A 19,296-nucleotide genomic window follows, 5' to 3' on the forward strand; every position below is an offset into this window, starting at 1 on the left:
TTTTGTCACTCAGCACCACACCGGCGTTATGTCACGATCGTGCAGCCAACAAGCAACATCACCCGGTTAACGTCGAGAAAACTGGGTGATGTTTAAGGTTTTGCAGAATATTACCAGCGGCGCAAACATTACTTTTTCAGCTTGGGATTCGGGAAAAACTGCACCGTTTGCACCTGCGGGCTGGCCGCTTTGGGCTTGGCCGCATTTACCCGCGTGGCCAGCTCACGCACGGCCACGGCATTACCGCGCTCATCCAAGGTGTCGGCATAACCGCAGGCCACGCACTCGCGGTGCGGCACGCCGTCTACGCTCCACATCCGCAGCTTATCCATCTCGCTGCACGCAGGGCAGACCGCCCCAGCGATAAAGCGCTTACTCACGCTAGTCATGCTGCCTCCACACTAAGACCGCTGTGACGCAATAAGGCATCGATGCTCGGCGCGCGGCCACGGAAGCGCTGGAACAGCACCATCGGCGCTTCACTGCCGCCATTGGCGAGAATGCAATCGCGAAACGCACGGCCAGTCTGCGGATTCAAAATACCTTCCTCCTCAAACCGGCTGAAGGCATCGGCCGACAGCACTTCGGCCCACTTGTAGCTGTAATAACCGGCGGCGTAACCACCGGCAAAGATGTGCGCAAAGCTGTTAGGAAAGCGGTTGTAAGCAGGCGGAGCAAACACCGCAACCTCATCGCGCACCGCTTGCAGCACCTCGGCGACGCTGCGGCCATCGCCGTGGCTGGCGTGCATGTCGAAGTCGAACAGCGAGAACTCCAGCTGACGCAACATCATCAGCCCGGACTGGAAGTTCTTCGCCGCCAGCATCTTATCCAGCAGGTCTTGCGGCAAGGCTTGCTCGGTTTCGAAATGACCCGAGATCAGCGCTAAGCCTTCAGGCTCCCAGCACCAGTTCTCCATAAATTGACTGGGTAACTCGACCGCATCCCACGCCACGCCATTGATGCCCGAGGCACCGGCATCATTCACTCGCGTCAGCAGGTGGTGCAGGCCATGGCCAAACTCGTGGAATAAGGTGGTGACCTCATCGTGCGTCAGCAGCGCGGGCTGACCACTAACCGCAGGGGTGAAATTGCACACCAAATAGGCCACCGGCAGTTTAAGTTCGCCACGGGCTGTGAGATGGCGGTCTTTGCAGCCGTCCATCCATGCGCCACCACGTTTATTGGCGCGCGCGTACAGATCGAAGAAGAAGCGCCCTATTTGCTCGCCATTTTCGCGAATTTCGAACAAGCGCACGTCATCGTGCCACGCTTCAAAGTGATCCAGCTCGCTGATTTGAATGCCGTACAAGCGCTCGACAATGGCGAACAAGCCACTCAACACCTTGTTGATCGGGAAGTACGGGCGCAGCGCTTCTTGCGCCACGCTGTACTTGGCTTGGCGCAGTTGTTCGGCGAAGTAGCCAACATCCCAGCTTTGCAGCTCGCTAACGCCCTGCTCGGCCGCAAAGGCGCGCAACTCAGCCAAATCCTGCTCGGCAAAGCCACGGCTCTTGTGCGCCAAATCACGCAAGAAGCCCAGCACTTGCTCGGTGGATTCGGCCATTTTGCTGGCCAACGACAGCTCGCCGTAGTGGGCAAAACTCAGCAGCTGAGCCAGCTCATGACGCAAGTCGAGGATTTCCGCCATCAAGGGGCCGTTATCAAACTCGCCGGCGTTGGGGCCTTGGTCCGAGGCGCGGGTACAGTAGGCTTGGTACAGCTCTTCGCGCAGCGCGCGGTCATCGGCATAGGTGACCACGGCGTAATAGCTGGGGAACTCCAGCGACACCAGATAACCCTCTAGCTCGCGCGCTTGCGCTGCTTGGCTCATCTGCGCCAGCGCCGATTCGGGCAAGCCGGCCAGCGCTTCAGCCTCAACAACATGCTTAGTCCATGCCTGCGTGGCGTCTAGCAGCTGGTTGGAAAACTGATTCGACAGTTCGGCCAGTCGCGCTGAAATCTCGGCAAAGCGCTGCTGCTGTGCCGGCGGTAAATCGATACCGGACAAGCGGAAGTCACGCAGGTTGTGCTCAAGAATAGTCTGTTGCGCCACGCTCAAGTCAGCTGCCGCCGGGCTTTTGGCCAAGGCATCAAAGGCATTGAACAGGGCGCGATTTTGCCCAAGCTCCGTCCAATAGGCGGACAACTGCGGCAAACAAGCTTGATAGGCCTCGCGCAGCGCTGCACTGTTGCACACCGCATTAAGATGGCTGACCGGCCCCCACGCCAAGCTCAGGCGCTCGCCTAAAGCATCTAACGGCTGCACCAGCGAAGCCCACGTCGGCTCTGCCGGCTGCTCGCTCAACAGCTTGGCAATGGCAGCGCGGTTATCGGCCAAAATCTGCTCAATCGCCGGCTGCACATGGCTGGCCTCGATGCGATTAAACGGCGGCAAATCGTAAGCAGTTAGCAAGGGATTGGCTTGGGTCACGGTAGCGTCCATAAATCAGTCACAATGGTGGGCATCTTAACAGGCACAACCGTGAAGGAGAGCGTTATGGCCGTGCGACCTTTTCTCGAGCATCAACCGCAGTTGGGCGAGCGCACCTTTGTCGATCCCAGCGCCGTGGTGTTGGGCGATGTGCACTTAGGCGCCGATAGCTCAGTGTGGCCACTGACGGTGATTCGCGGCGACATGCACCGCATCCGCATTGGCGCACGCACCAGCGTGCAAGACGGCAGCGTGCTGCACATCACCCACGCAGGCCCGTTTAACCCCGACGGCTATGCGCTGACCATTGGCGACGACGTCACCATCGGCCATAAAGCCTTGCTCCACGGTTGCACGCTCGGCAATCGTATTTTGATTGGCATGGGCGCGATTGTGATGGACGGCGCGGTGATCGAAGACGAGGTCGTACTCGGCGCCGGCAGCCTCGTGCCGCCGGGCAAACGCTTGGTCAGCGGCTACCTATACGTCGGCAGCCCCGCCAAGCAAGCACGCGCGTTAAGCGCGAAAGAGCGCGAGTACTTCACCTACAGCGCCGCTAACTATGTACGCTTGAAAGACCAACACCTCAGCCAGCTGGCTAACTCATGAGGAGACTCCGATGCGCCTCAACCCTCTCTGTGTACTGCTCGCCGTTAGCGCCCTAAGCGCCTGCGCCAGCCCCATGCCACCGAAGGCCGACGATGCCCTGCGCATCCCCATGAGCTACTTGCCGGGCGAGCTATTAATGGCCGACAAACTCGACGGCCAGCGCTGGCACGACGGCCGTTACGTCGACCTCAGCCCCGGCCAGCACGAGCTTGAGGTCAAGCTGCAGTTCGAGCGCGCCAGCGGCGGCGGCCTGAGCGACGAAAACGAGACGATTCAAGTGACCTGCCACTATCGTCTGCATTACGACTTTCAAGCCGGCCAGCAATACCGCGTGCACGGACAAAAACAAGGCTGGAAAGGCTACGTACGCCTGCTCGACGAGCAAGGCCAAGTACTCGCCCGCGGCAAAGAACTACGCTGCGGGGCTTTTTGAGCGCATCGGCTCCAACAGAAACCCCTGCAGCAATTGGTTCAACGCGGCGGGCTGATCCAGTGGGGTGGCGTGACCAGAGTCCGCCACCACCTCCAGCCGCGCATTAGCCAACTGCGCCACATAAGCCTGTTTAAACGCCAAGGGGGTGTAGTCGCGATCGCCACTAACCACCAAGATGGGGGTGGGCAATGCTTTTAGCCGTGGCAACGCAGACCAGCCCGGGAAGGCATGCAAGGCGTTTAAGTAATCAGGCATCCGGTTCGCGCTGATCCGCGCCACCAACTGTTCGCGCAGTGCGGCCTGTTGCGGATAAGGGAACAGCTTCTTCGCTAAGCTGCTTGCCAATGCCGACAAGCCAAACCAACGCACCAACCGCTCGCGTAGCCAGAGTTTGCTGCGGATTTGCCAAGTATCCACAGGGAAATGCGGCGCACTGTTGATGGCCACCAAGCGGGTGACCAAATCAGGGCGCTGCGCCAGTAACTCAAAGCCGTACATGCCACCCATCGACATCCCCACCACCGCACACGGCCCCAGCGCTAAGGCTTCAACAAACGCAGCCAGCTCAGTCACTAATTCCGGCAACGCCGTGCGCTTAAGTAAGCGCCGTCCCTCGCCGTGGCCGGGCAAATCAACACAGATCACCAGATAATCCTGTGACAGGGCCAACCACTGCGCCTGCCAATCTTGCCGTGCCGAACCTAAACCGTGTAGCAACAACACGGGGCTGCCGCTACCATAACGTTCGTAACGCCATGTGCCTTGTGGCAAATCAACCTGTAACATGACATCGCTCCTTGTGATGTGAATTAATAAAAACAACACTGCAAAAAAGGATGTTTGCTCGCCGTCATTAACGTGCATAATTTAATTGCACTCTAATGTGAGAACTTGAATGCAGCGCATTCCTCGTCCCAGCCAAGCCCGCAGCCAACAAGCCCTCGAGCGCTTTTTAAATGTGGCTGCCGATTTACTGCAAAACAATCAATTTGAAGACACCGGCATTGCGCATATCGCGCAACAGGCAGAATCTTCCGTGGGCACCTTTTATCGCCTAATTGGCGATAAAGACTTACTGCTGTATGCCGTACACCAACGCTTTGTTGAACAAAGCCGCAGCGCTATCGACCAACTGAATGAAACGCTACTTAGCCAGCCGCTGGATTTATTCGCCCAGACTGAGCGTTATATCAGCCATGTCCTCATGCTCTTCCATGGTCGTGAAGGTTTATTGCGCGCACTCATTCGCCGCAGCAGCGGCGATGTACAATTTCGCCAGCGCTTTCATGAATTAAATGCCTACATTGCACAATCCTTTAGCTTACTGACCCTGGCCCGCTTGCAGGGTCGCAAACACCCCAACCCCGCGCAGGCCGCTGACTTACTCGCTCACGTGTTGTTGGCCAGCATGAATTACCACACCCTCACAGGCCAACTGGGGCGCACCCCTAACGCGCAACTACCGGCCGAACTGGCGCGCATGGTTTGCAGCTATCTGCACAACGATTTAGCCGACGCTGAATAAATCAGCATCGGCCTAACGTTATGATGACTAGCGTCGACTCTCTCGGCGCAGTTGTGCCGGGGTAAAGTCATTGGGACTTAACGCGACGCCAAACTGAGCTTGCGGTTCTTCGTTGGATAAGATGCCCATCACATAACGACCATTGATTAAGTCATACACCGCATCACCTGCAGTCCACAACAACGGCTGGTCGTAATAATTAATGGTGTATGACTCCGCCACACGCCATAAGTTATCGCGATTGTCGTAGTGATCAATAACCAGTAACTGATAACTGTCCTCATCAAAGTAAAAGTCACGGGTTTTATATTGATGGCGCTGGCCGGCTTTTAACGTCGCCCGCACATGCCACACGCGATGCAGCTCATAACGCAATAAATCCGGATTCACATGTCCGGCTTGAATCATGTCTTTATAACGATTTTTCTTGCTGGCGAACTTATAGCTGTTATAGGGCACGAACTGTTCACGCTTGCCCAATAACTGCCAGTCGTATTTGTCCGGCGCGCCGGAAAACATGTCGAAGTTATCCGTGGTGCGCATGCCGTCTGAGGCCGTGCCGGGCGAGTCGTAGGCCACATTGGGTGTACGCCGCACACGGCGCTGACCGGCGGCATACAGCCATGCTAAGCGCGGCTCTTGCACTTGGTTAACCGTTTCGTGCACCAACAGCTCGGTGCCGGCTAAGCGCGCCGGTGCCAGTACCGACTGACGGAAATAAAACAGTACATTGCCGTTTTGCTGCGCTTGATTACCGGCAGCAGGGTTGAACAAGAACAAGTCTTCGATGCTACTGACAAAGAAGCTGCCGTTTTGCTGCGGCACCGCTTGTGCGTAGAAGCGTTTGACGCTGTCGCCGCGATAACGCACTAGGTGGTTCCACAACACTTCCAGCGCCGACTTGGGGATGGGAAACGGCGTGGCCACGGTGAAATCCGCCAAGCCATTGCCACCGTCCAGCAGTTGCGCGCTCTGTGCGTTGGCCTTGATCGCTTGATAGACCTTGTCGGGGTACGAGGCCGAGCGCCGCGTGGGGTAGACCGGCAAACGCCAGGTCTTGGGGTAACGTTGCAGCATGGCGATTTGTCCCGGGCTTAACTGCTCGCGGTACTGCGCCACATTGGCGTGCTCAATGGCGAACAACGGCTGATCGCTGGCATACGGGTCGCGGTAGCCCTCACCGTCTACATAAGCATCGGCCTGCTGTTTTAATCCGCCCTGCCATGGCGGAATAGTTCCAGCGGCGTTGCCAGCCTGCTCGGCGCCGACGGGGGTTAAGCTTGCGCCCAATTGCGCCGCCTCTTCGCTACTCACTTTGGCCTGCACGCTGGCGGCTGCTAAGCCGCAGACAATGGCGCCCAAAGCGCGCACTAGGATTGCAGTGTTCATGCGCATCTCTCCTTAGAAGCTGTATTTGACGTTAAGGCTCAAAAAGTCGCGGTCGCTACGCTTATTCGCCAGCCCCGCGCCGCTGTAACCGACGTATTTCACGCCGACGGTGAAGGCCTCTTGGTAGATGGCGTCCACACCCAACGAGTAGCCTTTGGCCTCTTCCAACAGACCATTGGTTAACTGCGGCGCCACACCGTTAATACCGTATTGGTAGCTCGCCGAAGGCACCACGTTGACCAGGTTTAAGACGTTGCTGTAGGTCAGCGACAGGCTGGTTTGCGCACCCCAGGCGCTGCTGGTAGCGCCGTAGTAATCCACATTGGACTCCAGCCCCTGCACGCGACTGGCCACCACTTCGTTCAGCCACGTCGCCGAGTCCGCACCTAGCAAGCCGTTGAAGTTGTAGATACCGACCAACGAGGCCTGCAGCATGTCTTTCTCGCGATAACCATCGAGGCGCGTGCCGGGGCTAATGCCGCGAGTGCTACCGGTTAACGCAGTGGGCAGATACTCGCCTAAGCCCAAGGCAATCGGCGTATCGGGGCGGAAACTCAACTCACCAGCCAACGACAGGCCGTTCAGCCAAGTGTCACCGCCTAGGGTGGTGTTGAAGCTCACGCCATACAGGTCACGATGCTCCAGATACTCGGCGTAATAACGCGCGGTATTGGCCACGGGCAAAGCACCGACCACCGGCAGCGTGGTGGTTTGCGCCACGGTGAGGCCAAGCATCGGCGCGGTCATGCTGTAACGCAGGTAATAGGCGCCGAACTCCGTATCGTTAAGCTCGGGCACAAACCAGCGCAGCGCTAGACCGTATTGACTGGCCGAGTCAGCATCCACATCGCTGTCACGCTGAATAAACGTGGTCGGCAGATAACCCTTGATGAGGTTATTGATCGCCCCAGCCGGCAAAGCATCGGCATACGCTTGTGCGGCGACTGGGCTGTCAAAGGCGCGGCCACTGGTAAGCGGCTCTTGCAGTGGCGATACGCTTAAGTAATCGCAGCCTTCGCCGAGCACATCGAGGGTGGAGTAATAGGTGCCGCAGGGGTCGATTTTTGAGGCTTCCCACGCCCAACCGGGTTGCCAATAGGCTTCAATGCTCAGGTTATCGCGCAGCTCGAACGAGCCGTAGAGCATAAAGGTCGGCATGTAAGCCTCTTTGACCTCCGAGCCTGGCGCGCGCAAGGCGTTGATGTCCACTGGATTGGTGACGCCAATGCCGTTTTGGTAGAACAGGCCCTCGCCCCAGTTAATCACCTGCCGCCCCACGCGCAGGTTAAAGGCGCGCTCATCCAGCCATGTACCGCTACCGTAAACAAAGGCATCCAGAATATCGGCACTGGAGCCCGCTTCATCGAGGCCGTCACTGCTGATCGCGCGATGCCTACGGCCGTCTTCTTCCAGCTCAAAGTCGTAGAACGCTTTACCGCGCAAAAACACGCCATAGCGGCCTTGGTAGTTGAAGTCCAAGTCGCTGACCGCCTTGACCACTTGGGAAAACAACTCGCCTTTTTTGAAGTTGAGATTGCCGTCATCGCTGTTGATCAGGGCCGCGTTATCGCCGCGCCCACCATTGGCGCGCGCAATCAAGCGCCGGTCTTGGCTTTCCATGCGGTAGCTAACGCCGTAGGAAAGCGTGGTATCGATGGATAGCGTCCAGTCCGGCTCGCGGATTTGGAACGCTTGGCTCGCAGTACTGCAACCCATCAGCGCGATTGCGCCGAGTGCGAGAGGGCATCGTCCGTGTGCGCTCACGATGTTTTCCTCGTGGTTATTTTTGGAATCGGAACATCGGTTCCAATAAATAGACCTGCAATCGGCAATGCGCAAGATTTAATTTGTAACAGTGAAATGGCGATACCGTCGGTCAGAATCGTATTTACGGAACTTAAATTCCGATTTATCGCTATAGGGCCCTAGTCCTATCGAGGATCGCCAACATGTTACGCACCCTGTGTTGCCTATCCGCCTTGAGCCTATTCAGTAGCCTGAGCGTTGCTCAGTCGCCCTGTAGCGAGCGCAGCAAGACCTTGCTGCTACCGGCCAAAGTCAGTTGCAGCTATCAATCACGCTGGATTGATTCCGGCGTGGTGGGCCAACGTAAAGTGATCTACCAAGTACCCAGCGGCACACCACCGGCAGCAGGATGGCCGGCGGTGCTGATTTACCAAGGCTCGTTTTTCCCGCTGAATAACTTCACCTACTACAGCAACATGCCCTTTGGCGGTTACTACCAAGGCAAGTTAATTCAAGCCTTGTTAGAGGGTGGCTACGCGGTGATTGCCCCCAGCGCGCCAGCGGATTTGTTCTGGCAAACCAATATCCCCGGCCTAGCGCAGGCGTATGAACTGAGCACCGACTTCGACTTTCTCAACAATGTTCTCGCCGCCATGCACGGCGGCGCCTTTGGCCCGCTGAACAGGCAGCGCCAATACGCTACCGGCATCTCCAGCGGCGGCTACAACACCAGCCGCATGGCGGTGTCCTTCGCCGGCGAGTTTCGCGCGCTGGCGGTGCAATCTGGCTCTTATGCAACGTGCTCGGGGCCGCTATGCCTCGTGCCAGACAACCTGCCAAGCGACCATCCACCCACGTTATTTGTGCACGGTTTTATTGATGCCGTCGTGCCCTGGTGGAGCATGGATCTGTATTACGACCGATTGCTGTACCAAGGTATCGCGACGGCACGACACACCGAACTCAGCGGCGGACATGAGTGGTTTGCTCGCTCGCCGGCAACAATCAAAGCGTGGTTTGATCAGCACCCATAACCACTAACACCACTACCCCCGCGCCCACGCCAGTGCCAGCTGGCGTGCGTCTTCGAGGGCATGGTGAGGAAATAGGCTGTCGGGCAGGTCATCGCGCAGGTGGCCGACGTGCTTGAACTTGCGCTGCAAGCGGCCAGGCCAAGGGACGCCGCTGGCGCTGAACAACTGGTCAAGCATCATGCTGTCCCAGACCGGCGCATCGCTGGCGACTTCAACGTGGCCATCGAGGCTTTCGACAAAGCTGCGCAGCGCTAAGGCCGCTTCGCTGAGCGACATACCGTCCTCGGCCAGATTCAGCTGCGGCAGTACGTTCTCGCGCACAAACTCGCTGCATTGGTGTTCGTGCCAATGATCATTCAGTTCAACGTAAAAGGTGCTGCCCTCTTCACTGACCAGCGCCAGCGAGATCAGCAGGGCATCCGCCTTCAGATCAGTGAATTCGGTATCGATAAAGACCAACGCCATGCGGTGGCATCCTTGCGACGGTTATGTCTTGTCAGACTAGAAGCTAACGTGCACGGCGTCGACTGCGGGGCGTTTATTGCGGCAGCAGGCTGGGCTTTTCTTGTTGCAAACGCGCCTGCATGGCGCTGAGTTGTTCGACCGCTAAGCGCGCCTCGCGAATTTCTTCTGGCGTGCGTTCGCCCAACTGCTCGGCTTGGTCGATACGCTGTTTGATCTGGGGAATGTCTTTAACAATCCCGGTGTAGCTGCGCAGCAAGTCATCCAACTGTTGCTGCTCGTAGTCGCTGTACTGCTGCGGATCAGCCAACTGCGCGGCGCTGGGCAAGGCGCGCGGGGCGCTCTGCAGCAGCGCAGGGCTGCGCGGATCGCCTTGTTCAGCCATCACCTGCATCAAGGTGATCGCCTCGGCGGGGCTTAACGGTGTTGCTTCGGGGCTGTCCTGCGCAGGCGTAGGGGCCTGTGGTGCAGGGCTCAGGCTAAAGGCATCGACGTTAGTCGCGACCGCCTTCGGCCCAGTCGATACTCCACCAACCGTGGGCACTGGCATGTTGCTCGCCGGTACCACGGCCTGCGGCGCGGCGGGCTGTGGGTACCACCACAGCACCGCGCCAACACCAACGCCACTGAGCCCTGCGGCCACCAACAACCAACGCATCACAGGCCTTGCACCTTGGCGTTGGCGCGCAGCGTTGCCAGCTGCGTTTCCACTTGCTGCGCCAGCTTGATACGCGCCACCTGCTGGTTCACCTCGCGGCGCACGCTGGGGTCGCTCAATGGCAACAACCGATCTTGTCGGCTGCGCACCTGCACAATCTCAAAAAAGCCATCGAGCCACATCGGCTGTGACACGCTATCGGCTTTTTGAATCAACGCGGTTTTATGCAGAAAGCTCAAGTTGGGGTCATCGTGGCGAACCAAGCCCAAGTCACCCGGAGGGTCTTGCTCTTTGTCCTGCGCCAATGAGTATTGCCGCACGGCCTCGGCAAAGGGCAAACCTTGCTCGATTTCAGCGTACACGGCGTCGGCCTTGGCTTGGCTATCAAGACGAATATGCGCTGCCTGCACTTGCGCCACGTTCATGAACTCGGCTTGATGCGCTTGGTAGTAGTCCTTGGCCTCGGCGTCGCTGACCTTAGCAGCCATGGCTTTAAGCACCGGCGTCTCGTGATGGAAGTCGCTGTGCAGCCCCAGTTGGTGCATGTATTTGTGTCGCACCAGCTTGTCGCGCACTAAGGTGCGAATACCGTCGATCTCCGCTTGGCTGTAGCCCAGATCCTTGAGCTGATACCAATAGAACGCGCGCTGCAGGTGTTGCGCCACTTGCTGGCCCAAGTACTGCAGGTTGCCTTTTTGTAGTTCGACCTTGCCCTGCACGGCAACGCTGTCCCACACCTCCAGCAGGCTTAACGCGTGCGCCGGCTGCTGTGGAAACTGCCACGTGACCAGCGTCGCTTGCGCCACGTCGGCACGCTGGCTTTGATCCAACCACAAGCTATCCAACGCGACTAAACCGGCGCGCGGTTGTAGCAAAGCCGCCAACTGCGCGCTGGTCATCGGCTGCGGGGCGCTGAGGTAGGGCTGAAAGTCACGCTCAAGCTGTTTGCCAAGCACACGCTCCAGCAGATCGGCGCTTTCCAGCTCCAGATCCACCGCAAGGCTCGCTTGATTGGCCGCGCTCAAATCACCGGCCACCGCCTGCGCCAGCACATGGTTATCCACCACACCTTGGCGAACTTGGCTTAGATCGGTGTTGAATTTCACCCGGGTCAGCGCTTTTTCCAGCAAGGCGATGCTTTTGGCCGGTAGCCGGGTGCCGTTGATGATCAGGTCGCTGCTCGCCCAACCGCTGCTGCTGAGGGCAAGCCCCAGCAGCAGGGTGAACGTGCCGACCGTGCGCTTACAGCGACTGGCCATAGAAATGATTAGCGCCCTTGGTCAACACCGTGACGGTCGAGGCAATCGATTCTGGGATCAGCTTCTTGGCCACGCGCAAACGCGTGGTGTGGCTGGTGTCGTACAGCGGCTCAGGGTGCTGATATGCCACCTGCGCAGTTTGCGTGATGGTGTCACGCAAGGGCTTAGCGGCACTGTAGCCAGTCACGACCGCCGCTACTGCAGCGGGGTTATTCAGCTGGTTGCTTTGGTAGTTATCTTCCACCCAGCCTTCCCAGCTGGAGTGGCCGTTGGCCGAGGTAATCCAAGTGTGGTGCGGCTGCGCCACGTCGCCGGTGGCGTGCAGCGAGTAACCGATGGTTTGCAGCGAAGGCGCGCGCTTGAACTGCTCGAACCAGTAGTTAGCCAAGTTGTCGATCGGCTGGAAAGCCATCTTCTGGAAGTCATCGTAGTGCTCTTTCCAGTTAGAGCGGCTGCCCTGACGGTAGTTGGCTTCGGTGGTGTTGTAGTCGTCGTCTTTCAGACCACGGTTGTACAAGTACACCATCGCGTACCAATCCACATCGGCAATGCCGCCATCGACCTTGTGGTAACGATAGTCGTAGCCGCCGTGGTCGTTACCGTGGGCATCACCCTGACGACCCATGTTGATGAAGTGCCAGTACGAGGTGTAGCTGACGATCGAGGCCGCCAAGCCATACACCGGCGCGCGCTCATAGCCGACCCACCAGCCACCCAGACGGGTGTCTTTGAAGTCGTCGACGTCGTAGGCCGCTTGACCGAGGATGTCGCCAGCCTTGGCTTCGCTGCCGGCCGCGCCGACATAAAACTGATAAGCACGCTTCATCTCCGCCGTGGCGTAGCTGGAGTTCATGAAGGCGAGGGCGTCTTTAACGATGTTTTTGTGCGTCGGCTGAGTCCAAGCGCTGGCCTGTGTCGCTGACACAGCCAAAGCCAGACCCGCCGCCAGTGCGGTGAGGTGTTTCATGGTGAGCTCTCTTTTTTTATTGGGTTTGAGCATTGCAACAGGTGAAGTTGTCGCCGCCGTGACAACACGGCCGCTGGAGCCTTAACAAAACTAGCCTTGCACCCTATATTTTTTAGGGCGCGCAGCGCCTTGTCGAAGACTCCAGCACAGCAGCCTAGGGTGCGTTGTTAGGCCCGACAAGGGCCGCTCAGAAGATTGGCCCGATCGCCAAAGCACTGGCCGATCTGCACAAACGACCACGCCGCGCGCGAGGTAAATCTCAGCGCGCGGCGTGGTGGTGCAGCTGCGGGTGCAGACGTTGTGCTGGCAACGGGTCTGCCAAATGCAGCGTTACTGACGTTGCGCCAGTTTCTGCTTTTTGTAAGACAAGGCAGCAGCCGGCACCGCGGAGACCTTGCCGGTCTCCAGATAACGCTTTAAGCGATTGGCGTCAGCCATGTGGGTGTACTTGCCGAAGGCATCCAGCACCACAAACGCCACGGGGCGACCGGCCATTTGCGTGCGCATCACCAAGCAATGGCCGGCGGCGTTGGTGAAGCCGGTTTTGGTCAGCTGAATGCTCCAATCTGCCTTGTAAACCAAGCGGTTGGTGTTGCGAAAACCCAAGCTGTAGTGCGGCTGGCGGAAGGTCGTGGTGCGTTCTTTGCTGGTGCTCAGCTCGCTCATCATCGGGTACTGACGCGTGGCCTTAAGCAACTTGACCAAGTCACGCGCGCTAGAGACGTTGTGCTCAGACAGGCCCGTCGGCTCGACATAGCGGGTGTTACTCATGCCCAGCGCTTGCGCCTTGGCGTTCATCGCCTTGATAAACGCCGGCACGCCACCGGGGTAGTGGTGGGCAAGGCTCGCAGCCGCGCGGTTTTCTGAGGACATCAGCGTCAGCAACAGCATTTCTCGGCGACTGATCACACTGCCCACCCGCACGCGCGAGTACACGCCTTGCATCTCGTGCACATCACGGATGGTGATCGGCAGCGCTTGCTCGAGCGGCAACTTGGCATCGAGCGTGACGATAGCGGTCATCAGCTTGGTCACCGAGGCAATCGGCACCACCCAGTCGGGATTCTCGGCGTACAGCACCTCATCGGTGTTCATATCCACCAACAGCGCGCTTCCCGACGCCAGCTGCTGCACGGGCGCGGCAAAAACGGCAGGACTGACAGCCAGACTACACAGCAGCACAACGCTGCTTAAGGCGCGAAATAGGGACACGATTAGCTTCCACAACAAAGGGTTATCGGCGCTCAGCATAGCGCGGGCGGCGCAGTATAGGGAGTAAGCCGCGTGCCGCCTAGCAGGCCGCTGAAAAACCACCGACGTTGCCGATACGCGGGTAAAACCGGCCACTTAGCCACGACTGGAAAGCCCATCGTGGCCTTGCAGCGTGGCGGCATGCGCTAACAAGAGCTGCACAAACAACTGCGCCGGCCGCGACAAGCGCCGAGCGCGTAACCAAGCCGCCCCCAAGTGCCCTCGCAGGCCAAAATCCAGATGCGCCAGCGCGACCAAACGGCCGGCGCGGAGCTCCTCGGCGAGCATAAACAGCGGCATCACGGCGATGGCGTCGGAGCTGAGCAAAATACTGCGCAGCACCGCCGAGCTGTCACACAGCAAGGTCGGCTTAAAGCGCGCCCCCACCTGTTCGCGCAGCGCTGGCGGTAAGCGCTGCAAAAACTGCTGCTGAATTTGCAGCGGCAAGTTCGGCCCTGCCAAAGGGTAGCGCAGCAAATCGGCCACACTCAGGGTGCTGACGGCCTGCGCGTTTAACAACGGATGCTCAGCACGACACAACGGCAGCGTCAGGTGTTCGCCAAAGGGGCGCAGCTCGTAGTCGGCCTGCTGCTCGATCTCGTGCAGGTCCGCCACCATCAGGTCGATTTCACGCGCGTGCAGGCGCGCGGGTAACTCTTGCCAGGGCGCAATCACCACCTCGACCTGCAAGCGCGGGTGCAACGTACTGAGCTGTCCCAACACCGGCCCCACCAAGGCGGCGCCGGCAAATGGCCCCACGCCGATGCGCAGCTCGCCAAGCTCGAGTCCGCGCGCCAGCTGCACGTCACGCTCCAGCTCAAGCGAGGCCAAGGTCAGTTGCTGGGCGTGACGCAGCACCAATTCGCCCATCGCCGTGGGCGTGACCTCACGGCCGCCGCGGTCAAACAACACCTCGCCGAGCTGCGCTTCTAGGGTCTGAATACTGCGCGTCAGGGCGGATTGAGTCAGATGCACCGCCTCGGCGGCGCGGGCATAGTTGCGATGTTCGGCCAACGCCAAGGCATGTCGTAAGTGGCGCAGATCGACCATGATGCGCTCCAAGAATGAAAAACATGCGTTAAATGCATTGGACGCATCGTAACCGGCAGCGCAATCTTCTGTCATCGAGCCGCCAAATCACTCAACGCCCGAGGCCCCGTCATGACCTATCGCCTTCGCCACGTCTGTGCCGTGCTCTGCGCCTGCCTTGCGCTCAGCGTGGCCGGCTGCAGCAACGACACACCACCCAGCAACAGTGCAGCCAGCGCCAGCACAAAAGCCCAGCATGCTGCCGTGGCAGAGGCTTACGACTTACGCGACAGCGCCAGCTTCGCCGCCGCACAGCAAGGCTTGATCGCCGCACCGAGCGGGCAAGTGCGCAATGCCGACGGCGACGTGATCTGGGACTTTGCCAGCTTTGCTTTTATCCACGGCGCCGCGCCCGACACGGTCAACTCCAGCCTATGGCGACAAGCCTTACTCAACAACCAAGTCGGCCTGTTTAAGGTCAGCGAGGGTATTTGGCAGCTACGCGGTTTTGATCTGGCCAACATGACCTTGATCGCCGGCGACACCGGCTGGATCGTGGTCGACCCGCTAACCTCACGCGAGACAGCCGCCTTCGCCCTTGCCTTTGCTCGGCAACACTTGGGCGAGCAAGCGATCTCGGCGGTGGTGTTTACCCACAGTCATGTGGACCACTTTGGCGGCGTGCTGGGCGTACTGAGCGCCGAAGAGGCACAAGCGCGGCAAGTCCCGATCATTGCGCCGGCGGGGTTTATGGACGAAGCCACCAGCGAAAACCTGCTGATGGGGTTGGCCATGGCACGCCGCGCCAGCTACATGTACGGCCAACGCCTGCCACGCAGCAGCACTGGTTTGGTAGATAACGGCCTCGGCAAGGCAGTGGCGTTTGGCCAAGCCGGCATTTTGCCGCCCACGCTCATCATTGATCAGCCCACGCAAGCGCTGAGCATCGACGGCGTGCCGTTCATCTTCCACAGCATGCCCGGGGCAGAAGCACCCGCCGAGCTGACGTTTAGTCTGCCGCAGCACAAAGCCTTTGCCGGTGCCGAGTTGGTCAGCCAAACCCTGCATAACCTCTACACCCTGCGCGGCGCCAAAGTGCGCGACGCCAAGCAATGGTCGAACTACCTACAAACCCTGCTGACCCAAGCCGACGGAGCCGAGGTGCTGTTTAACCAACACCACTGGCCGGTGTGGGGCGCCGAGAACATTCGTAGCTTCCTCACTGGGCAACGCGATGTGTACCGTTTTTTGCACGACCAAACCGTGCGTTGGATGAATGCAGGGCTGCATGCCGACGAAATTGCCGAGCGCATTCGGCTCCCCGCCAGCCTTGACCAGCAACTGTCGGTGCACGGTTATTACGGCACGGTAAAACACAATGTGAAGGCGATTTATCAGTTTTATTTAGGCTGGTTTGATGCCCAACCTGCCAACCTCGACCCGTTACCACAAGCGGATGCCGCGCTGCGTTACGTCGCGCTCGCCGGCGGTGCCGAGGCCATGCTCAAGGCGGCACAAAAGGCCTACGACGACGGCGACTATCGCTGGGCCGCCGAGCTGGGTAAGCATTTGCTGTATGCCGACCGCGACCATCAAGCCGCCCGCGAGCTACAAGCTAAAGCCTTCGAGCAGCTGGGGTATCAGGCTGAGGGCACACCGTGGCGCAACTTTTACCTGAGCGGCGCCTACGAGCTACGCCACGGCTTGCCGGAGCAGGCGTTTAGCCCCGCGATGATGCTCGACATGCTGCGCCATACCGACACCGAACATTTTCTCGACAGCATGGCCACACGACTGGACGCGCAAGCCGCCGAAGGCAAAAGCCTGCGCATCGTGCTCGACTTCACCGACAGCGGCGCGCGCTACCTGTTGTGGCTAGAGAACAGCGTGCTGCATCACCGCACTTTAGCGGCTGCAGAAGCCGTCGAGCGCGATGCGCAACTGAGCCTAAGCAAAGACTTCTTCCTGCAAATGGTGATCGGCAAAGCCGGCGCCGCCAGCTTGCTGACCTCGGATGAGGTCAGCATTGACGGTAGCGTGCTGAAGCTGGGGGAATTCTTTAGCCTGCTGGACAAGCCCGATGGGCGCTTTGCGATCGTCACCCGCAGCGAATAAGTTGCGCTTACGCGCTGGCGGCCAACTGCTCACGCAGGGCGGCCAGCACCGGCGCGCTGTCGGGGCGCACCCCGCGCCAAAGCAGAAATGCCTCGGCGGCTTGTTCAACCAGCATGCCAAGGCCATCCATACAGGCGGCCGCGCCCAGATCCTGCGCCCACTGGTTGAAGGCGGTGGGCTCGGCGCTGTACATCATGTCATAGCAGCGCGTGTGACCCGCACGGATCACCGCCGCCGGCAAAGGCGGCAACGCCCCCGACAAGCTGGCCGAGGTGCCGTTGATGATGATGTCGAACGGCTGTTGCAACCAGGCAAACTCGCTGGCCAATACTGGGCCAAGATCGGCAAAGTGCTGAGCGAGGGCTTCGGCTTTGCTCAACGTCCGGTTGGCAATCACAATCTCGCTGGGCTGCTGCGCCAATAACGGCTGCAACACGCCACGCACCGCACCGCCAGCCCCCAGCAGCAAGATGCGCTGCGCCTTCAGTGGCCACTGCGCGTTAATCATGAGGTCACGGACCAAACCGGCACCATCGGTGTTATCGCCCAGCAAGGTGCCGTCGGCATGCCGGCACAAGGTATTCACCGCGCCGGCGCGCTCGGCACGCTCACTTAGCTGAGTGGCCAAGGCAAACGCTTGCTCCTTAAACGGCACAGTCACGTTAGCGCCACGGCCGCCACGGGCAAAAAAATCGCTGGCAAAGGTGGCGAAGCCATCCAACGGCGCCAGCAAGGCTTCGTAATTCATGGTTTGCCGCGTTTGCTCGGCAAATAAGCGGTGAATCAGCGGCGACTTGCTGTGGCCAATCGGATTACCAAACACGCCGTATTGATCAAGCCCTGCCACCATTATCCGCGCGCCTCGCTCAGCCAATCACGATCTTTGAGGAAGTACTCGGTCAAGCGTGCCTCGGGCGTGCCGGGTTCTGGCTTCCAGTCGTAACCCCAACGCACTACCGGCGGCAACGACATCAAAATCGACTCGGTACGCCCGCCGGACTGCAAGCCAAACAAGGTGCCACGGTCATACACCAAGTTGAACTCCACGTAGCGGCCACGGCGGAAGGCTTGGAAGTCGCGCTGCGCGGGTGAAAACGGCGTCCGCTTACGGCGCTCAACAATCGGCAAATACGCCTTCAAATACGCATCGCCAACGCTTTGCATAAAGGCTAAGCAGTCTTCAAAGCTACCGGCATTCAAGTCATCAAAAAACAAACCACCAATGCCGCGCGGCTCGCCGCGATGTTTGAGCAGAAAGTAGTCATCGCACCATTGTTTGTAGCGCGGGTAGACCTCATCACCGAACGGCGCGCAAGCATCATGCGCCACTTGGTGCCAGTGCACGCAGTCCTCCTCGACGCCGTAATAGGGGGTGAGGTCGAAACCGCCGCCAAACCACCACACGGGTTCTTCACCCGGCTTGTCGGCGATAAAGAAGCGCACATTGGCGTGCGAGGTCGGCACGTGCGGGTTTTCTGGGTGAATCACCAACGACACGCCCAGCGCCTGAAAGCTGCGCCCGGCAAGCTCTGGACGATGCGCCGAGGCCGAAGGCGGCAAATTAGTGCCAAACACGTGGGAGAAGTTAACGCCGCCCTTTTCAATCAGCGCGCCATCGCCAATCACGCGGGTACGCCCGCCGCCACCGGCTTCACGCGTCCAACTGTCTTCGCTAAAGCGCGCACGCCCATCCGCCGCCTCAAGCCCAGCACAAATGCGGTCTTGTAGATCCAAGAGGTAGTTTTTTACCGTGTCGACGGCTTGCGCGGTGTTCATCGCCAATCTCCTTGAGGGGGCAGGGCACGCCTGCATCAAGCGCGGCGCAAGGTGGCGCCGGTCATCAGATCGCGAATCATACTGGGATTGGCCGCATCCCCCAACGCACCCGGCACAATGGCATCCAGCGCGGCATGAAAATATTGCTCAACACGCAGGCGTGAGCGCGCCGCCGGATGACCGGCAATATTGGCCGAGGTTGAGACCAGCGGTCCTGTCAGCGCGGTCAACGCGGCGATACCGGGATGAGCGCTCACCCGCAGCGCCACGCAGTCACTGTCGCCACTGATCCACACCGGCACACGGCCTTGGTGCGGCACCAGCCAGGTGTGTGGGCCAGGCCAAGACAGGCGCAGCTCGCTTAATTTGGCTTGCGCGAGATCGTGCAGCAGCCAAGCAAAATCTTCGATCGCGCCGCTGACCAAAATCAGCCCTTTGTGCGCGGGGCGCTGCTTGAGCAGCAGCAGGCGTGCCACGGCCTCGCCATCCCACGGATCGCAACCCAGCCCCCACACGGCCTCGCACGGGTAAGCCACCACGCCGCCAGCATTGATAATGCGCGCCGCATGGCTCAAGACAACGGAACTGGGCATAAGGACTCCTTGGTCG

At 59.4% G+C, this 19,296-nt stretch carries 19 protein-coding genes; 5 read left to right on the plus strand and 14 right to left on the minus strand.

The annotated features are described in order from the left end of the window. Positions 1 to 128 precede the first annotated feature (128 nt). Complete coding sequence (locus MKI83_RS08655) at positions 129 to 389, minus strand: YheV family putative zinc ribbon protein (protein ID WP_241584942.1); 261 nt, start codon at positions 387 to 389, stop codon at positions 129 to 131. Continuing rightward, positions 386 to 2,446: an oligopeptidase A gene (prlC, locus tag MKI83_RS08660; RefSeq protein WP_241584943.1), complete on the minus strand. Its 2,061-nt coding sequence runs from the start codon at positions 2,444 to 2,446 to the stop codon at positions 386 to 388. Before prlC ends, MKI83_RS08655 begins: the two co-directional genes overlap by 4 nt. Positions 2,447 to 2,500: 54 nt before the next feature. Between prlC and MKI83_RS08665 the strand changes: the two genes are divergently transcribed. Together MKI83_RS08665 and MKI83_RS08670 are read left to right on the plus strand one after the other, a co-directional pair. Next, on the plus strand, positions 2,501 to 3,043 hold the full coding sequence (locus MKI83_RS08665; protein WP_241584944.1) for a gamma carbonic anhydrase family protein: 543 nt from the start codon (positions 2,501 to 2,503) through the stop codon (positions 3,041 to 3,043). Positions 3,044 to 3,053: 10 nt separating this feature from the next. Further along, positions 3,054 to 3,476, plus strand: coding sequence for a PA0061/PA0062 family lipoprotein (locus MKI83_RS08670; RefSeq protein WP_241584945.1), 423 nt, complete (start codon positions 3,054 to 3,056; stop codon positions 3,474 to 3,476). Here MKI83_RS08670 and MKI83_RS08675 read toward each other — a convergent pair. Further along, positions 3,456 to 4,262, minus strand: coding sequence for an alpha/beta fold hydrolase (locus MKI83_RS08675; protein ID WP_241584946.1), 807 nt, complete (start codon positions 4,260 to 4,262; stop codon positions 3,456 to 3,458). The genes MKI83_RS08670 and MKI83_RS08675 overlap by 21 nt on opposite strands. A gap of 109 nt (positions 4,263 to 4,371) precedes the next feature. Between MKI83_RS08675 and MKI83_RS08680 the strand changes: the two genes are divergently transcribed. Next, on the plus strand, positions 4,372 to 5,001 hold the full coding sequence (locus tag MKI83_RS08680; protein ID WP_241584947.1) for a TetR/AcrR family transcriptional regulator: 630 nt from the start codon (positions 4,372 to 4,374) through the stop codon (positions 4,999 to 5,001). A gap of 27 nt (positions 5,002 to 5,028) precedes the next feature. Here the strand turns inward: MKI83_RS08680 and MKI83_RS08685 are convergent, their stop codons facing one another. Together MKI83_RS08685 and MKI83_RS08690 are read right to left on the minus strand one after the other, a co-directional pair. Beyond that, positions 5,029 to 6,390 carry a DUF1329 domain-containing protein gene (locus MKI83_RS08685; protein ID WP_241584948.1) on the minus strand — a complete coding sequence of 454 codons (1,362 nt, stop codon included), beginning with the start codon at positions 6,388 to 6,390 and terminating at the stop codon, positions 5,029 to 5,031. A gap of 12 nt (positions 6,391 to 6,402) precedes the next feature. Continuing rightward, entirely contained in the window at positions 6,403 to 8,154 is a 1,752-nt protein-coding gene (locus MKI83_RS08690; protein WP_241584949.1) for a DUF1302 domain-containing protein, read from the minus strand. A 185-nt stretch (positions 8,155 to 8,339) separates the two neighbouring features. Between MKI83_RS08690 and MKI83_RS08695 the strand changes: the two genes are divergently transcribed. After that, positions 8,340 to 9,170, plus strand: coding sequence for an extracellular medium-chain-length polyhydroxyalkanoate depolymerase (locus MKI83_RS08695; RefSeq protein WP_241584950.1), 831 nt, complete (start codon positions 8,340 to 8,342; stop codon positions 9,168 to 9,170). Between the two features lie 12 nt (positions 9,171 to 9,182). Here the strand turns inward: MKI83_RS08695 and MKI83_RS08700 are convergent, their stop codons facing one another. The 6 genes from MKI83_RS08700 to MKI83_RS08725 all read right to left on the minus strand — a co-directional run bounded on the left by MKI83_RS08700 (position 9,183) and on the right by MKI83_RS08725 (position 14,892). Continuing rightward, entirely contained in the window at positions 9,183 to 9,635 is a 453-nt protein-coding gene (locus MKI83_RS08700) for a 3'-5' exoribonuclease domain-containing protein (protein WP_241584951.1), read from the minus strand. A gap of 73 nt (positions 9,636 to 9,708) precedes the next feature. Further along, positions 9,709 to 10,290 carry a hypothetical protein gene (locus MKI83_RS08705; RefSeq protein ID WP_241584954.1) on the minus strand — a complete coding sequence of 194 codons (582 nt, stop codon included), beginning with the start codon at positions 10,288 to 10,290 and terminating at the stop codon, positions 9,709 to 9,711. Then, complete coding sequence (locus tag MKI83_RS08710) at positions 10,290 to 11,549, minus strand: peptidylprolyl isomerase (protein WP_241584955.1); 1,260 nt, start codon at positions 11,547 to 11,549, stop codon at positions 10,290 to 10,292. Before MKI83_RS08710 ends, MKI83_RS08705 begins: the two co-directional genes overlap by 1 nt. Next, complete coding sequence (locus tag MKI83_RS08715; protein WP_241584956.1) at positions 11,533 to 12,516, minus strand: phospholipase C/P1 nuclease family protein; 984 nt, start codon at positions 12,514 to 12,516, stop codon at positions 11,533 to 11,535. Before MKI83_RS08715 ends, MKI83_RS08710 begins: the two co-directional genes overlap by 17 nt. Before the next feature lie 330 nt (positions 12,517 to 12,846). Beyond that, positions 12,847 to 13,728 carry a D-alanyl-D-alanine endopeptidase gene (gene pbpG, locus MKI83_RS08720; RefSeq protein WP_241584957.1) on the minus strand — a complete coding sequence of 294 codons (882 nt, stop codon included), beginning with the start codon at positions 13,726 to 13,728 and terminating at the stop codon, positions 12,847 to 12,849. A gap of 135 nt (positions 13,729 to 13,863) precedes the next feature. Next, positions 13,864 to 14,892, minus strand: coding sequence for a LysR family transcriptional regulator (locus MKI83_RS08725; protein WP_241584958.1), 1,029 nt, complete (start codon positions 14,890 to 14,892; stop codon positions 13,864 to 13,866). Between the two features lie 36 nt (positions 14,893 to 14,928). On the opposite strand from MKI83_RS08725, the gene MKI83_RS08730 reads away from it, so the two are divergent. After that, positions 14,929 to 16,911 (plus strand): alkyl/aryl-sulfatase, encoded by a 1,983-nt coding sequence (locus tag MKI83_RS08730; RefSeq protein WP_241584961.1) that lies wholly within the window; start codon positions 14,929 to 14,931, stop codon positions 16,909 to 16,911. Positions 16,912 to 16,918: 7 nt separating this feature from the next. Here MKI83_RS08730 and aroE read toward each other — a convergent pair whose 3' ends face one another. Genes aroE through MKI83_RS08745 form a run of 3 tightly spaced genes read right to left on the minus strand, consistent with a single transcriptional unit; the run spans position 16,919 to position 19,280 of the window. Further along, on the minus strand, positions 16,919 to 17,761 hold the full coding sequence (gene aroE / locus MKI83_RS08735) for a shikimate dehydrogenase (RefSeq protein WP_241584963.1): 843 nt from the start codon (positions 17,759 to 17,761) through the stop codon (positions 16,919 to 16,921). Beyond that, positions 17,761 to 18,687: an oxygen-dependent coproporphyrinogen oxidase gene (gene hemF / locus MKI83_RS08740; RefSeq protein WP_241584964.1), complete on the minus strand. Its 927-nt coding sequence runs from the start codon at positions 18,685 to 18,687 to the stop codon at positions 17,761 to 17,763. Before hemF ends, aroE begins: the two co-directional genes overlap by 1 nt. A 35-nt stretch (positions 18,688 to 18,722) precedes the next feature. Continuing rightward, positions 18,723 to 19,280, minus strand: a complete 558-nt coding sequence (locus MKI83_RS08745) for an L-threonylcarbamoyladenylate synthase (RefSeq protein ID WP_241584965.1) — start codon at positions 19,278 to 19,280, stop codon at positions 18,723 to 18,725. Positions 19,281 to 19,296 lie beyond the last annotated feature (16 nt).

The sequence above is a fragment of the Atopomonas sediminilitoris genome (assembly GCF_022601735.1).
Taxonomy (GTDB): domain Bacteria; phylum Pseudomonadota; class Gammaproteobacteria; order Pseudomonadales; family Pseudomonadaceae; genus Atopomonas; species Atopomonas sediminilitoris.